Genomic DNA, 14,555 nt, shown 5'->3' on the forward strand with positions numbered 1-14,555 from the left:
GGTGCGACGGCAGGCAGTGGGGCAAGCCGATGAACCTTGCCAACGCGCAAAAGATGTTGATGCATTTGAGCGGCAGGGAGATTGAGTTTTACAGCGCGGTCGTGCTGTTGAATACGGTTACGGGCACGATGCAGCGGCATATCGATAAGACGGTGGTCGTGATGAGGCAGTTGGACGAGCTGCACATCCTCCGCTATTTGGAGCGCGAGCCTGATGCGGTTTATTGCTCGTGTGCGTTGAAGAGTGAGGATTTGGGTGCATTGTTGATCGAACGGATTGAGAGTACTGATCCGAATGCTTTAATCGGTTTGCCGGTTTTCCGTCTGGTCGATTTCTTGAAAAATGAGGGCGTGGATGTTTTGTAATCGTCCGTTTATGCCGTCTGAAGGGTTCAGACGGCATTTTTAACCGATGAGTGGGGGGAGTGATGGCTGCTGTTTTGTATTTGATTCCTACGCCTTTGGGTACGCCTGACACGCCGTGCCTGTTGCCGCACGAACAACAGGCGGTTGTCGGACTGACGGATTTTGTCGTAGAGGCGGAAAAAACGGCGCGCGCGCATTTGAAACATTTGGGCGTAACTGCACCCATCCGCGAGCTGAATCTGCAAACATTGAATGAACACACGGATTTGAAGGCTTTACCGGAATTGCTGAAACCTTTGCAGGAAGGGCGCAGTATGGGCATTGTCAGTGAGGCGGGTTGCCCGGCTGTGGCTGATCCGGGCGCGAATTTGGTGGCATTGGCGCATAAACACGGTTTTGAAGTGCGTCCGCTGGTCGGGCCGTCCAGCCTGCTGCTGGCGCTGATGGCTTCGGGCGCGAACGGGCAGAACTTTGCGTTTAAGGGTTATCTGCCGTCTGAAAAAAATGAGCGCATTCAGAGTTTGAAGGCTTTGGAGCAACGTTCGCGGCAGTGCGGTGAGACGCAGATTTTTATTGAAACGCCTTACCGCAATGATGCGCTGCTTGCCGATGCGGTGGAAAACCTGCATCCTGAAACGCGCTTGTGTGTAGCTGCGGATTTGACCTTGCCGACACAGGAAATCATCAGCCGGACAATCGCGCAGTGGCGGAAAAGGAAAGAAATGCCGAATTTGAAAAAACGTCCGACGATTTTTGTGATGTATGCGGGTTGAAGATTTCCGCCCTAATAGGGGGTGAACAATAAAAATGCCGTCTGAACAGGTTTCAGACGGCATTTTTCATGCTGCGGCATTTAGGAAACGACTTCGCCTTGGGCGCGTTGTTTTTCGATGCTGCGGTTGATGTGCCATTGCTGGGCGATGGTTAGGAGGTTGTTGACCACCCAGTACAATACCAGACCGGCAGGGAAGAAGAAGAACATAACGGAGAAAATCAAAGGCATGATTTTCATCATTTTCGCCTGCATCGGGTCGGTCGGCGGCGGGTTCAGATAGGTTTGGGCGAACATCGTTGCCGCCATAATGATGGGCAGGATGTAGTAGGGGTCGGAACGGCTGAGGTCGGTAATCCAGCCCAGCCAAGGTGCCTGGCGCAATTCTACGGAGGCGAACAATGCCCAGTACAAGCCGATGAATACGGGGATTTGCAACAGCATAGGCAGACAGCCGCCCAGCGGATTGATTTTTTCGTCTTTGTAAAGCTGCATCATCGCTTGTTGCTGCGCCATACGGTCGTCGCCGTATTTCTCTTTGATGGCTTGCAGCTTGGGTGCGGCGGCGCGCATTTTCGCCATAGAGCGGTAAGAGGCGTTGGTCAATGGGTACAGTACGGCTTTGACGATGATGGTCAAAACGATGATTGCCCAGCCCCAGTTGCCGATGATGTTGTGCAGTTGGTTCAAGAGCCAGAAGAGTGGGGAGGCGAACCAGTGTACTTTGCCGTAGTCTTTTGCCAGTTGCAGTTTGTCGGCGATGCCGGCGATGACGGAAGTGGTTTGCGGGCCGGCATACAGGTTGACGGCGGTTTCGGCTTTCGCGCCGGCCGGGATGGCGGCTAAAGGCACGCCGACGCTTGCGCTGTACAGCTTGTCGTTGCGGCGTTTGATGTCGATGCCGCATTCGCCTGCGGCGCAAACGCTTTGTCCGCCTTTAGGCTGCAAAATCCAAGCGGACATAAAGTGGTGTTCGATCATACCGAGCCAACCGGTCGGGGTTTTGCGGATGTATTCGGCTTCGGATTTGCCGGATTTGGCATCGTCGTCCAAATCGGAGAAGCTGACTTTTTGGAAGCCGCCTTCAGGGGTGTAAACCACCGGGCCGAGGTAGGAACGGGTGAAGTAGCCTTGGCCTTCGGGTTGGCTGCGGTCGCGGACGATGCGGTAGTCCGCGCTCAGGTTGGCGGGCTTGCCGCCGGTGTTGGCAATGTCGAAGCGGACGTTAACCAAGTAGCTGCCTTTGGTAAAAGTATAAACTTTGTCGATTTTCAGTCCGTTTGTTTCGGGCGCACTCAGGCGGACTTCGACTTTGTCGCCGTTGAGGCTGTATTGTTTTTGCGGAGCGGTAAAGCCGATGCCTTTCAGAACGTTGTTGCCTTGTGCGTCCAAAAGCTCGGATTGGGCGACGTAGGTGTATTCTTTGCCGTCGCCAAATAGGACGAAGGGTTTGTGTTCGTCGCCGGTTGCTTTGTATTTGAGCAGGGTCAGCCGGCGCAGGTCGCCGCTTTTTTCATCAATGACGGCTTGAACCGCATCGGTCGTTACGGTAATCGGCGTTGCGGAGGCGAGTGCGGCTTCGGCGGAAGCGGTTGCGACGGTTTGCCGCTGTTGCTGTGCGGCCTGTCCGGGCGCGGGCGCGGTTTGGGGGGCGGGGAACATTTTTTCCCAGCCGATCATAATCGCCAGCGCGATGGCGAAGAACGCGGTGAGTCTTTTAAAATCCATAAGAGTTTCCTGAATGGTCGGAAACGCCGCAGTACGCGGGTTCCGATAGGCGGGGGATTACGGCAGGCTTTATACCCGGCGGTCGTGCCGCCTGCCCGAAGTTTCAGACGGCATTATATAGAAACCGATGGGAAATAAAAGGAAAGCGTGCAGTTCGGGCGGCGGGGCGGTTCAGGGGACGGGGTCGTGTCCGTGTCCGCCGAGGGGGTGGCATCGGGCGATGCGCTTTGCTGCAAGCAGCCCGCCTTTGAATGCGCCGTATTTTTTCACGGCTTCCACCGCGTATTGCGAACAGGTCGGCGTATAGCGGCAGCGGGGCGGAATCAGCGGGCTGATGCAGTATTGGTAGAACCTTATCAGAACCAGCAGCAGTTTGGATAACAGAAAGTTCATGGAGGATGCCTTATGTGTAAACCCGCCGGCGCATGCCGTATCGCCCGATTTATGCCTGTTTTTTGTAGTTTGGATCCGAACCGCCCAGCATGAGCTGCGCCAGCTCTTCCCGTGCCTGTGCCGCAGCGTCCCTGCCGAATTTCTGATGGGCGCGGACAACGAAATCTTGCGGCGGCAGCTTGTTTTTATTTAATCTGAACCAGTCGCGGATAACGCGTTTCATGTAATTCCGTTCGTTGGCCCGTTTGGCTGTTTTTTTACCGACGACCAGCCCGAGGCGGGGGTGCCCCAGTCCGTTGCCGTCTGAACGGGAGACTTGCAGAAGGTCTCGGCTGCGGCGTTTCCTGAATGCAAAAACGGATGAAAAATCATCCGTTTTTAACAAGCGGTACTGCCTTCCGAAGCGGTAGTCCAAAATTATACCGCCAGGCGTTTGCGGCCTTTGGCGCGGCGTGCAGCCAATACTGCGCGGCCGCCGCGTGTTTTGGAGCGCACCAGGAAGCCGTGGGTGCGTTTGCGTTTGGTAACGGAAGGTTGATAAGTGCGTTTCATGATGTTTCCTAAAATAGAATGGGTAGATAATTAAACCGTGAATTACACTCTAATTTGCTGCTTTTGTCAATCAATATAGAAACTTTGCCGGAGGATTGCCCGATTACCTGCGGATTTCTGCCGCCTTTCTGTGGATAAATTTTTGCACGGGTTGTGGATAAAATATCGGCGAGTCGGTATAATCGGTTCGCTGCATTTTGAACCGATGTGTGTTCAACAGATTTGTTTTCTTTTTGAAAATATTATATTTTCTTTGTTTTCGATTTCATTTTTACCGATTCGAGCTTATCTATGACACTAGCAGAGTTTTGGCCGCTGTGCCTCCGCCGTCTTCACGATATGTTGCCTCCGGGGCAGTTTGCGCAATGGATTGCGCCCCTTACCGTCGGTGAGGAGGGTGGCGTATGGGTGGTGTACGGCAAGAATCAGTTTGCCTGCAATATGCTCAAGAGCCAGTTTGCCGGAAAAATAGAAGCGGTGAGGGAAGAGTTGGCTGCCGGCCGTTCCGCCTTCGTATTCAAACCGGGAGAAGGCGTACGTTATGAGATGGCGGCGGTTGAAGGTGCTGTCGAACCTGCCGAGCCGTCCTTGCACGCGGTGTCGGAGGGAATGCCCGTGCAGGAGGTTCTGTTGGACGAGCTGCAGTCTGAAGAGCCTGTCAAACCCGCTGTGTCGAAAACGGCGGCGGATATTTTGGCAGAACGTATGAAAAACCTGCCGCACGAGCCGCGTCAGGCTGCCGGGTCTGCTTCCCGACCGGAATCGGCGGCAGTTGCCAAAGCACGGACGGATGCACAGCGCGATGCGGAAGAGGCGCGTTACGAGCAGACCAATCTGTCGCCGGACTATACGTTCGACACATTGGTCGAAGGCAAGGGCAACCGCCTTGCGGCGGCTGCGGCGCAGGCGATTGCGGAAAGCCCGGGGCAGAGCTACAACCCGTTTTTCCTGTACGGCAGCACGGGTTTGGGCAAAACCCACCTTGTGCAGGCGGTCGGCAACGAGCTTTTGAAAAACCGTCCCGATGCCAAAGTGCGCTATATGCATTCGGACGACTATATCCGCAGCTTTATGAAGGCGGTTCGCAACAATACCTACGACGTGTTCAAGCAGCAATACAAGCAATACGACCTGCTGATTATCGACGACATCCAGTTCATCAAAGGCAAAGACCGTACGATGGAAGAATTTTTCTATCTGTACAACCATTTCCACAACGAGAAAAAACAGCTCATCCTCACTTGCGATGTTTTACCCGCCAAAATCGAAGGTATGGACGACCGCCTCAAATCCCGTTTTTCATGGGGACTGACTTTGGAGCTCGAGCCGCCCGAATTGGAAATGCGTATCGCCATTTTGCAGAAAAAGGCGGAAGCGGCGGGCATCAGTATCGAAGACGAAGCCGCGCTGTTCATTGCCAATCTGATCCGTTCCAACGTGCGTGAGCTTGAAGGCGCGTTCAACCGCGTCGGAGCGAGCAGCCGCTTTATGAATCGTCCCGTCATCGACATCGATTTGGCGCGTACCGCTTTGCAGGACATTATTGCCGAGAAGCACAAAGTCATTACCGCCGACATCATCATCGATGCGGTGGCGAAATATTACCGCATCAAAATCAGCGACGTACTCGGCAAAAAACGCACGCGCAACATTGCCCGTCCGCGTCAGGTTGCCATGAGCCTGACCAAAGAACTGACCACTTTGAGCCTGCCGTCTATCGGCGACTCGTTCGGCGGACGCGACCATACGACCGTCATGCACGGCATCAGGGCGGTGGCGAAACTGCGCGAGGAAGACCCCGAGTTGGCGCAGGATTACGAGAAACTGCTGATTCTGATTCAAAACTGACCGGACACGCCTTTCAGACGGCATGATATTGCCCATGCCGTCCGAAGGGTAAGAAATCCAACCGATTTAAGGAGCGAAAATGTTGATTTTACAAGCCGAGCGCGACAGCCTGCTCAAGCCGCTGCAAGCCGTTACCGGCATCGTCGAACGCCGCCACACCCTGCCCATCCTGTCCAACGTCCTGATTGAGGGAAAAGGCGGTCAGACCAAACTCTTGGCAACCGATTTGGAAATCCAAATCGACACTGCGGGTCCCGAGGGCGGCGCGGGCGACTTCCGCATCACCACCAATGCCAAGAAATTTCAGGATATTTTACGGGCACTGCCTGCCGGTGCGCTGGTGTCGCTGGATTGGGACGACAGCCGTCTGATGCTGAAAGCGGGCAAATCGCGTTTTGCCCTGCAGACCCTGCCTGCCGCCGATTTTCCGATGATGAATGTCGGCGAGGACATCAGCGCGACTTTCTCGCTGGAGCAGGAGCGTTTCAAAACCATGCTGTCGCAAGTGCAGTACAGCATGGCGGTGCAGGACATCCGCTATTATCTCAACGGTCTGCTGATGCAGGTTGAGGGCAGCCAGTTGCGCCTTGTGGCGACCGACGGACACCGCCTTGCCTATGCAGCCTGCGCGATTGATGCGGATTTGCCGCGCGCCGAAGTGATTTTGCCGCGCAAAACGGTGCTGGAACTGTTCAAACTGTTGAACAACCCCGACGATCCGATTCAAATCGAGCTGCTGGACAAACAGGTGCGTTTCCAATGCAACGGCACGACCATCGTCAGCAAGGTCATCGACGGCAAATTCCCCGATTTCAACCGCGTGATTCCTTTGGACAACGACAAGATTTTCGTTTTGTCCCGTGCCGAACTTTTGGGCGCGCTGGAACGTGTGTCCATTCTTGCCAACGAAAAATTCCGTGGCGCGCGCCTGTTCCTGCAACCCGGCCTGTTGAGCGTCGTGTGCAGCAACAACGAGCAGGAAGAAGCGCGCGAAGAAATCGAAATCGCCTATCAGGGCGGGGAATTGGAAGTCGGTTTCAATATCGGCTATCTGATGGACGTGTTGCGCAACATCCATTCCGACGATATGCAGCTTGCCTTCGGCGATGCCAACCGCTCGACGCTGTTTACCGTGCCGAACAATCCGAATTTCAAATATATTGTGATGCCGATGCGGATTTGACGGTTTTCCGGAGCACGATGCCCGTATTGGAGATATGCCCCGAACCGTGCAGACGGATTCGGGGTTTTGTTCGGCTGTCGGAAAGGCAATGTCGTCTGGAATGCGGCGGATTGGGGTTGGGAGTGTATAGGGGAAGTGCTTGTGCGGGAATGGCGAAGGTGTGTTTTTGATTCCAGTTCGCCCTGTTTGGATTGCTGTAAAACCATGCCGTCTGAAACGGAAAGGTTTCAGACGGCATGGTTTTTGATCGGGACGGTGCGGGTCATCTTCCGAGCAGTGCCCACAAATCGTTTTGCAGATCGGCTTCGGACTCGCCTTCGGCAGGCGCGGCGCGGATATAGCCGCCGTCGGGCTGCATCAGCCACGCGTGCGTATTGTCTGCCAGTGCCATCTCCAAACCTTCGCGGATGACGCGTTTTTTGAGTTCGGGCGCAGCAATCGGCGCGGCGGTTTCGATGCGGCGGAAGAAGTTGCGCCCCATCCAATCCGCGCTGGAGATAAAGGTATCGTCCGCGCCGTTGTTGTGGAAGCAATACACGCGCGCATGTTCGAGCTGCCTGCCGACGATGGAGCGGACGCGGATGTTTTCGGACAAGCCTTTTACACCCGGGCGCAAGGTGCACATACCGCGCACAATCAAATCGATTTGCACGCCTGCCGCGCTTGCCCGATACAGGGCTTCGATGACGGTCGGTTCAATGAGCGAATTCATCTTGGCGGTAATCCGCGCCGGTTTGCCGACTTTTGCGTGTTCGGTTTCGCGAGCGATGCGGTCGATAACCATTTTGTGCAGGGTAAACGGACTTTGGTAGAGTTTGTTCAGCCGCCCGGGTTTGCCCAAGCCTGTGATTTCCATAAACAATGTGTTCACATCGGCGGTGATTTGTTCGTCGGCTGTGATGAGGCCGAAGTCGGTGTAGATGCGCGATGTGCCTTGGTGGTAGTTACCCGTGCCGAGGTGGGCGTAACGCTTGAGTACGCCGTCTTCGCGGCGGATGATCAGTGCCATCTTGGCGTGGACTTTGTAGCCGAACACGCCGTACACGACGTGCGCGCCCGCCTCTTCGAGCTGCTTCGCCCAGTTGACGTTGTTGGCTTCGTCAAAACGCGCCATCAGTTCGACGACGACGGTTACTTGTTTGCCGGCGAGTGCCGCCTTCATCAGGGCGCGGACGAGTTCGGAGCGCGTGCCGGTGCGGTAAATCGTCATTTTGACGGCAAGCACGGCGGGGTCGGCGGCGGCTTCGCGCATCATTTCGACAACGGGGTCGAAGGATTGGTAGGGGTGGTGCAGCAGGATGGGCGATTGGCGCACCAAATCGAATATGGACGCGGTTTTGCCCAAGGCTTTCAGACGGCCCGGCGTGTGCGGTGGGAATTTCAAATCGGGGCGGTTGACTAGGTCGGGGACGGCGTTGAGGCGCACGAGGTTGACAGGGCCTTTGACCTGATAGAGTTCGGCGGCGGTCAGTTTGAATTGCGCGAGCAGAAAGTCGCGGATGTAGGCGGGACAGGTGTCGGCAACTTCGAGCCGCACGCCGTCGCCGTATTCGCGGTCGTGCAGTTCGTTTTGAATGGAGGCGCGGAGGTTTTGTACGTCTTCTTCATCGACGTTCAAATCGCTGTCGCGGGTGAGGCGGAATTGGTGGCAGCCTTTGACGTTCATGCCCGGGAAGAGTTTGCCGACGTGGGTGTGCAGGATGGACGACAGGAAGACGAAGCCGTGTCCGCCGCCACACAGTTCGGACGGCAGGGGAACAACGCGCGGCAGGATGCGCGGTGCCTGGACAATCGCCATACCCGAAGGTCTGCCGAATGCGTCTGTGCCGTCGAGTTCTACGGCAAAGTTCAGCGATTTGTTCAGCGGGCGTGGGAACGGGTGGGAGGGGTCAAGGCCGATGGGGGTCAGAATCGGCAGCAGTTCGCGGTCGAAATAGTCTTCGATCCACTTTTTCTGCGTGCCCGTCCAGTTGCGGCGGCGGTAAAAATGGATGCCTTCCCGCGCCAGCTCGGGCTGAAGGACGTTGTTGAACAGGTCGTACTGGTGCCGTATCAGGGAGCGCGCCGCTTCGGTAACGTCGGCGATGGTTTCAGACAGCATTTTGCCGTTGTCCAGCCTGCGCCGGGGGTGCAGCTTGTTTTCACGTTTGAGCCACGCCATGCGGACTTCAAAAAATTCGTCAAGATTGGACGACACGATGCACAGGAAGCGCAGACGTTCCAAAAGGGGGACGTTTCTGTCTTCCGCCTGCGCCAACACGCGGCGGTTGAATGCCAGCAGGCTCAGTTCGCGGCAGAGGATGCGGTTTTGTTCGGGCATAAGGCTCTCCCAAAGATGGTTGTTGTCCGGCCGGAGCGGGCGGACAATGCCGTCTGAAGGCTTGGCGGCATCTGCGCCGGTTTCAGACGGCATGACGTGGCGGACGGTCTGTTTCAGGCATCGGGGCAATGTGAAAACGGATACCGGCGCGTGCGGTATCCGTCTGTTTCAAATCACTTCCAACACAAAATAATGACGCAGTTTTTCGTACACCGCATCGCTGACGTTGATGCAGCCGTTGGTCATAATCCTGTCGGACACGGACGGGGAGGCGATGCGTTCGTTCCGCCTTTCCGACGGTATCTGATTCCAAACGCGGTGCAGGGCGAAAAGAAAATCGCCCTCCTGCTTGAAACCGATGACTTCGCCGCCGTATCCGGGCTTGTCGGTACTGTTCAGCGTCAGCCCGAACGTCCCCTTGGGCGTGGCAACACCGATAAGGACGGGATGGCACTGATGGTCATCGGCAAAACAGAGTTCCGCTTTGGATGTGTCGACGATGACTTTTTTCTTTTGGATATAGGCATTGACCGCATCCGGCTGCCCCTGTGCGAATACGGGGGCAGCCGTCAGCAGGCAGCACAATATCCCTGAAAGCAGGCGGGGCGGCATAGCGGCTTATTGGCGGATACGTTTCGGTTTTGCCGGCACGATTTCGCGGATGATGACTTGCGGCTCGGCTTTGGGTGCTGGCGGCGGGCAGGCGGCATCTTTCGGGAAGACGGGGTTCCAGTAGAAGCTGCGGGCAAATTTGTCTTTATCGAAAATCACTTTGTATTGGCAGGTAGTAACATCTTCCACGCCGGAAGTGTTTTCAGGGTCGATACCTACGCCGGGGGTGTGGAAGTGGAACAGGTAATCCCATTCGCGCACGCCGTACATACCTTCGTCGTAATGCGGGCGGCCCAGGATTTTGTAGATGTCGTCTTTGGTCAGGCCGGGGCGCATCTGATTCAGTTCGTCATAAGTCGGGAATGTGCCGCGCTTGTTGTCGAACGTTACGGAATAGGGTTTAGGGAAGACCGGATTGTCGGTCGTGCCGTCGGCTTTGACGTTGCTTTTGACCGCGCAGGCAGACAGGATGCCCGCCGCCAATACTGCCAGGCCCGGTTTGACGATTTGTTTGATTTTCATATGCAGAATCCTTTTTTACCCGATGCCCGTCTGCCTTTTGTTCGGAAGAGCCGCTTCAGGATGGTTTTAAATATTTGATTTTGATTTTTAATGGTAGCATAAAACAACGGGCGTATCAGCAGGTTCGGCGTATTTGTGCGGCATACGGGGCGAAGGGTTTGCCGTGCCGCCCGCCTCCTGCCGGCAATCTGCCGATTCGCCGCTTCCGGCAACCTGTTATAATTGATGCCGACTTTATTTTTCCAACGTTTTTAAGCGAAAACAGAATGACTATGCAAGAACAATACCGGCCCGCCGCCATTGAGCCTGCGGCGCAGAAAAAATGGGATGATGCCCGTATTTTCAACGTCTCCGAAGACGCTTCCAAACCCAAATACTACTGCCTCTCTATGTTCCCCTATCCCAGCGGCAAGCTGCATATGGGGCACGTGCGCAACTACACCATCGGCGACGTATTGAGCCGCTTCAAACGCTTAAACGGCTTCAACGTCATGCAGCCTATGGGTTGGGACGCGTTCGGTATGCCGGCGGAAAACGCGGCGATGAAACACAACGTCGCCCCCGCCGCTTGGACCTACGACAACATCGAATATATGAAAACCCAGCTCAAAAGCCTAGGTTTTGCGATTGACTGGGAACGCGAAACCGCAACCTGCAAACCCGAATACTACCGCTGGGAACAATGGCTGTTTACCAAGCTGTTTGAAAAAGGCATCGTTTATCGCAAAAACGGCACGGTAAACTGGGATCCGGTCGACCAAACCGTCCTTGCCAACGAGCAAGTCATCGACGGACGCGGCTGGCGTTCCGGCGCATTGATCGAAAAACGCGAAATCCCGATGTATTACTTCAAAATCACCGATTACGCCGAAGAGCTGCTCAACGACTTGGACAAACTGGAACACTGGCCGGAACAAGTCAAAACCATGCAGCGCAACTGGATCGGCAAATCTCGCGGTATGACCGTGCGCTTCGCCGTTTCAGACGACAGCAAACAAGGCTTGGAAGGCGATTACGCGAAATTCCTGCAAGTTTATACCACCCGCCCCGACACGCTGATGGGTGCGACTTATATCGCCGTTGCCGCCGAGCATCCGCTGGCAGCCGCCGCAGCGGCCGACAAACCCGAATTGCAGGCATTTATCGCCGAATGCAAAGCCGGCTCGGTTGCCGAAGCCGATATGGCGACGATGGAGAAAAAAGGTGTGCCGACCGGCCGCTACGTCGTCAACCCGCTCAACGGCGACAAGCTGGAAGTGTGGATTGCCAACTATGTATTGTGGGGCTACGGCGACGGCGCGGTGATGGCGGTTCCGGCGCACGACGAACGCGATTTCGAGTTCGCCACTAAATACAATCTGCCGAAAAAACAAGTCATTGCCGTCGGCGACAACACATTCGACGCAAACCGATGGCAAGAATGGTACGGCGACAAAGAAAACGGCGTATTGGTCAACAGCGGCGACTTGGACGGCTTGGATTTTCAGACGGCATTCGATGCCGTTGCCGCCAAGCTGCAAAGCCAAAGCGCGGGCGAACCGAAAACCCAATACCGCCTGCGCGACTGGGGCATTTCCCGCCAACGCTACTGGGGCTGCCCGATTCCCATCGTCCATTGCGAACAATGCGGCGACGTACCCGTCCCTGCCGACCAACTGCCCGTCGTTCTGCCCGAAAACGTCGTACCTGACGGTATGGGTTCGCCGCTGGCAAAAATGCCCGAGTTTTACGAAACTGCCTGCCCGTGCTGCGGCGGCGCGGCGAAACGCGAAACAGACACCATGGACACCTTCATGGAATCGAGCTGGTATTTCTTCCGCTATATGTCGCCCAAGTTTTCAGACGGCATGGTATCGGCGGAAGCCGCGAAATACTGGGGCGCGGTCGACCAATACATCGGCGGTATCGAACACGCCATTTTGCACCTCCTGTACGCGCGTTTCTTCACCAAACTGATGCGCGACGAAGGTTTGGTCAATGTTGGCGAACCGTTCGAACGCCTGCTGACGCAAGGTATGGTCGTTTGCGAAACCTACTACCGCGAAAACGACAAAGGCGGCAAAGACTGGATCAACCCTGCCGATGTCGAGCTGACTTTTGACGACAAAGGTCGCCCCGTTTCCGCCGTCCTCAAAGCCGACGGACTGCCCGTCGTCATCAGCGGCACGGAAAAAATGTCCAAGTCCAAAAACAACGGCGTCGATCCGCAAGAGCTGATTAACGCCTACGGCGCGGACACCGCCCGCCTGTTCATGATGTTTGCCGCACCGCCCGAGCAATCCCTCGAATGGAGCGACAGCGGTGTCGAAGGCGCGCACCGCTTCCTGCGCCGCCTGTGGCGTACCGTTTACGAATACCTGAAACAAGGCGGCGCGGTCAAAGCGTTTGCAGGCAGCCAAGACGGTTTGTCTAAAGAACTCAAAGACCTGCGCCACAAACTGCATTCCACCATCGCCAAAGTCAGCGACGACTACGGCCGCCGCCAGCAGTTCAACACCGCCATCGCCGCCGTGATGGAATTGCTCAACCAATACGACAAAACCGACACCGGCGGCGAACAAGGCCGCGCCGTCGCCCAAGAAGTATTGGAAGCCGCCGTACGCCTGTTGTGGCCCATCGTGCCGCACATCTGCGAAACCCTGTGGAGCGAATTGAACGGCGCGAAACTGTGGGAAGCAGGCTGGCCGACAGTCGACGAAGCCGCATTGGTCAAATCCGAAATCGAAGTCATGGTTCAAGTCAACGGCAAACTGCGCGGCAAAATCACCGTCGCCGCCGACGCATCCAAAGCCGACCTCGAAGCCGCCGCACTCGCCACCGAAGGCGCGGTGAAATTCATGGAAGGCAGGCCCGCGAAGAAAATCATCGTCGTGCCCGGACGCTTGGTGAATATTGTTGTCTAAACCGCTTTTAAGGTTTAGCCATACGGATAAAGGCCGTCTGAAAACTGGGAAACAGGGTTTTCAGACGGCCTTTTTAAGGCAGATTGGGTTGTCTGCATGACGAACCCCGAATAACTGAAATCTCAAAATCCAAAACATGAATTTATTTTTCGATACTGAATTGGGAAAGCAACAAAATGAAGCAACCCACAAAATCCGTGTAATGAGCGAGGCTTGGTTGGAAAAAAACGGCTACTGCCCCTGTTGCGGAAGCAAGCCGATGCAGAGATTTGCCAATAACAAACCTGTTGCAGACCTCTTTTGCCCAAATTGCCACGAGCAATATGAATTAAAGAGTAAAAATCAAAAAACCATAGGTAACAGTGTGCCTGACGGTGCATATCACACCATGTTGGAGCGCATCCGGTCAGATACCAACCCCAACTTTTTCTTTCTTGCATATAAAAAAGCGGATTACTCCATACGGCAATTGGTGCTTGTACCCAAACATTTCATCACGCCGGATATGATTATTCCCAGAAATAAAGGCATTAAAAACCGGCCGAACCACATTATGTGTTCCATCAATCTCGCCCCTTTGCCTGAAAGCGGCAAAATATTCTTAATAGACAATTCCCGCATTATCGAACCCGAAACCGTTCTGAAAAAATGGCAATCCAATTTGTTTTTACGCAACCAAAATGCGGAGCGCAAAGGCTGGCTTTTGGCTGTTATGAAATGTATCGACCAACTCCCCGAAGAATTCACATTGTCGCAAATGTATGGATTTGGAAACAAACTATCCATCCAATTTCCCCAAAACAACCATATCAGAGACAAAATCCGCCAACAGTTGCAAATTTTGCGCGACCAAAATACGATCGAATTCATTGGTCGCGGACTTTACAAAAAAATCGACAAATTGCGTCCGACTCCCAAGGCGTTTTAATTTCAAATCATGATACTGAATTCACAAGGGATATTTATTCTTTTGCTATTCTGAAAACAGTTGAAGTTCAGCGCAATATTGCCGCAAAAGGCAGCAGCAGCCGTAAAAAAGTTGGAGAATTATTGGCAATTTATGCGTGATTTCGACAAACCGGCTGAAGAAGCTGCCGAATACGCCGCTGAAGGCGCGGTGAAATTCATAGACGGCAAGCCTGCCAAGAAAATCATCGCCGTACCGGGCAGACTGGCGAACATCGTGGTGTAAATCTTTTTAAAAACATTAAACAATGTTAAGATGCCGTCCGAAATCCGTTTTGGATTCAGACGGCATTTTTTGAAATTTAATTTTTTAAGGAGTAAACCTAAATATGAAATTTCCTTCCTTCCTTCCTTCCTTCCTTCCTTCCTTCCTTTAAACGGATACTCTGCC

The 14,555-nt window shown here is 54.5% G+C and carries 14 protein-coding genes and 2 pseudogenes; 8 read left to right on the forward strand and 8 right to left on the reverse strand.

The window, feature by feature from the left end; all coding sequences use genetic code 11:
* The coding region (locus tag RDY34_RS05505) for a Maf family protein (protein ID WP_308184480.1) at positions 1–365 on the forward strand (365 nt) is incomplete at its 5' end.
* A 62-nt stretch (positions 366–427) separates the two neighbouring features.
* Positions 428–1,138: an SAM-dependent methyltransferase gene (locus tag RDY34_RS05510; protein ID WP_115178344.1), complete on the forward strand. Its 711-nt coding sequence runs from the start codon at positions 428–430 to the stop codon at positions 1,136–1,138.
* An 80-nt stretch (positions 1,139–1,218) separates the two neighbouring features.
* Here the strand turns inward: RDY34_RS05510 and yidC are convergent, their stop codons facing one another.
* The 4 genes from yidC to rpmH form a co-directional block, all read right to left on the reverse strand.
* Positions 1,219–2,865 (reverse strand): membrane protein insertase YidC, encoded by a 1,647-nt coding sequence (gene yidC / locus RDY34_RS05515; RefSeq protein WP_308030714.1) that lies wholly within the window; start codon positions 2,863–2,865, stop codon positions 1,219–1,221.
* A gap of 171 nt (positions 2,866–3,036) precedes the next feature.
* The gene (yidD, locus tag RDY34_RS05520) at positions 3,037–3,258 is read right to left on the reverse strand and encodes a membrane protein insertion efficiency factor YidD (protein WP_003676181.1); all 222 of its coding nucleotides are present in this window, start codon (positions 3,256–3,258) and stop codon (positions 3,037–3,039) included.
* A gap of 49 nt (positions 3,259–3,307) precedes the next feature.
* Positions 3,308–3,673 (reverse strand): ribonuclease P protein component, encoded by a 366-nt coding sequence (gene rnpA, locus RDY34_RS05525; protein ID WP_308073835.1) that lies wholly within the window; start codon positions 3,671–3,673, stop codon positions 3,308–3,310.
* 2 nt (positions 3,674–3,675) lie between these two features.
* Positions 3,676–3,810, reverse strand: coding sequence for a 50S ribosomal protein L34 (rpmH, locus tag RDY34_RS05530; RefSeq protein WP_002214728.1), 135 nt, complete (start codon positions 3,808–3,810; stop codon positions 3,676–3,678).
* 291 nt (positions 3,811–4,101) lie between these two features.
* On the opposite strand from rpmH, the gene dnaA reads away from it, so the two are divergent.
* Entirely contained in the window at positions 4,102–5,658 is a 1,557-nt protein-coding gene (gene dnaA, locus RDY34_RS05535) for a chromosomal replication initiator protein DnaA (RefSeq protein WP_003751562.1), read from the forward strand.
* Positions 5,659–5,737: 79 nt separating this feature from the next.
* The gene (gene dnaN, locus RDY34_RS05540) at positions 5,738–6,841 is read left to right on the forward strand and encodes a DNA polymerase III subunit beta (protein ID WP_003751565.1); all 1,104 of its coding nucleotides are present in this window, start codon (positions 5,738–5,740) and stop codon (positions 6,839–6,841) included.
* On the opposite strand, the gene RDY34_RS05545 is transcribed toward dnaN, so the two are convergent.
* The 4 genes from RDY34_RS05545 to RDY34_RS05560 all read right to left on the reverse strand — a co-directional run bounded on the left by RDY34_RS05545 (position 6,810) and on the right by RDY34_RS05560 (position 10,295).
* Positions 6,810–7,079 carry a hypothetical protein gene (locus RDY34_RS05545; RefSeq protein WP_081456195.1) on the reverse strand — a complete coding sequence of 90 codons (270 nt, stop codon included), beginning with the start codon at positions 7,077–7,079 and terminating at the stop codon, positions 6,810–6,812. The two genes, dnaN and RDY34_RS05545, sit on opposite strands and share 32 nt — an antisense overlap.
* Positions 7,080–7,103: 24 nt before the next feature.
* Positions 7,104–9,161, reverse strand: a complete 2,058-nt coding sequence (ppk1, locus tag RDY34_RS05550; RefSeq protein ID WP_025456747.1) for a polyphosphate kinase 1 — start codon at positions 9,159–9,161, stop codon at positions 7,104–7,106.
* A gap of 168 nt (positions 9,162–9,329) precedes the next feature.
* A complete protein-coding gene (locus tag RDY34_RS05555; RefSeq protein WP_003751571.1) occupies positions 9,330–9,773 on the reverse strand; it encodes a hypothetical protein in 444 nt (147 codons plus the stop codon).
* Between the two features lie 6 nt (positions 9,774–9,779).
* The gene (locus tag RDY34_RS05560) at positions 9,780–10,295 is read right to left on the reverse strand and encodes an outer membrane protein assembly factor BamE (RefSeq protein WP_308073831.1); all 516 of its coding nucleotides are present in this window, start codon (positions 10,293–10,295) and stop codon (positions 9,780–9,782) included.
* Between the two features lie 272 nt (positions 10,296–10,567).
* Here RDY34_RS05560 and leuS point away from each other — a divergent pair, with 272 nt between their 5' ends.
* The 4 genes and pseudogenes from leuS to RDY34_RS05580 form a co-directional block, all read left to right on the forward strand.
* Positions 10,568–13,198 (forward strand): leucine--tRNA ligase, encoded by a 2,631-nt coding sequence (gene leuS / locus RDY34_RS05565; RefSeq protein ID WP_308074517.1) that lies wholly within the window; start codon positions 10,568–10,570, stop codon positions 13,196–13,198.
* 136 nt (positions 13,199–13,334) lie between these two features.
* Positions 13,335–14,126, forward strand: a complete 792-nt coding sequence (locus tag RDY34_RS05570; RefSeq protein ID WP_003712643.1) for a DpnI domain-containing protein — start codon at positions 13,335–13,337, stop codon at positions 14,124–14,126.
* Positions 14,090–14,266: pseudogene (locus RDY34_RS05575) on the forward strand (DNA adenine methylase); the annotation flags it as partial. The gene RDY34_RS05570 and the pseudogene RDY34_RS05575, both read left to right, overlap by 37 nt.
* Before the next feature lie 13 nt (positions 14,267–14,279).
* Positions 14,280–14,390 (forward strand): annotated as a pseudogene (locus RDY34_RS05580) (leucyl-tRNA synthetase); the annotation flags it as partial.
* Between the last annotated feature and the right edge of the window lie 165 nt (positions 14,391–14,555).

The organism is Neisseria polysaccharea (genome assembly GCF_963392925.1).
GTDB lineage: Bacteria > Pseudomonadota > Gammaproteobacteria > Burkholderiales > Neisseriaceae > Neisseria > Neisseria polysaccharea.

Bases quoted from the DNA above. Each gene is read 5' to 3' on its own strand.
- yidC (WP_308030714.1), bottom strand. From the start codon at position 2,865: ATGGATTTTAAAAGACTCACCGCGTTCTTCGCCATCGCGCTGGCGATT.
- leuS (WP_308074517.1), top strand. From the start codon at position 10,568: ATGCAAGAACAATACCGGCCCGCCGCCATTGAGCCTGCGGCGCAGAAA.
- RDY34_RS05510 (WP_115178344.1), top strand. From the start codon at position 428: ATGGCTGCTGTTTTGTATTTGATTCCTACGCCTTTGGGTACGCCTGAC.
- RDY34_RS05545 (WP_081456195.1), bottom strand. From the start codon at position 7,079: ATGCCGTCTGAAACCTTTCCGTTTCAGACGGCATGGTTTTACAGCAAT.
- rpmH (WP_002214728.1), bottom strand. From the start codon at position 3,810: ATGAAACGCACTTATCAACCTTCCGTTACCAAACGCAAACGCACCCAC.
- dnaA (WP_003751562.1), top strand. From the start codon at position 4,102: ATGACACTAGCAGAGTTTTGGCCGCTGTGCCTCCGCCGTCTTCACGAT.
- dnaN (WP_003751565.1), top strand. From the start codon at position 5,738: ATGTTGATTTTACAAGCCGAGCGCGACAGCCTGCTCAAGCCGCTGCAA.
- yidD (WP_003676181.1), bottom strand. From the start codon at position 3,258: ATGAACTTTCTGTTATCCAAACTGCTGCTGGTTCTGATAAGGTTCTAC.
- RDY34_RS05560 (WP_308073831.1), bottom strand. From the start codon at position 10,295: ATGAAAATCAAACAAATCGTCAAACCGGGCCTGGCAGTATTGGCGGCG.
- RDY34_RS05555 (WP_003751571.1), bottom strand. From the start codon at position 9,773: ATGCCGCCCCGCCTGCTTTCAGGGATATTGTGCTGCCTGCTGACGGCT.
- ppk1 (WP_025456747.1), bottom strand. From the start codon at position 9,161: ATGCCCGAACAAAACCGCATCCTCTGCCGCGAACTGAGCCTGCTGGCA.
- RDY34_RS05570 (WP_003712643.1), top strand. From the start codon at position 13,335: ATGAATTTATTTTTCGATACTGAATTGGGAAAGCAACAAAATGAAGCA.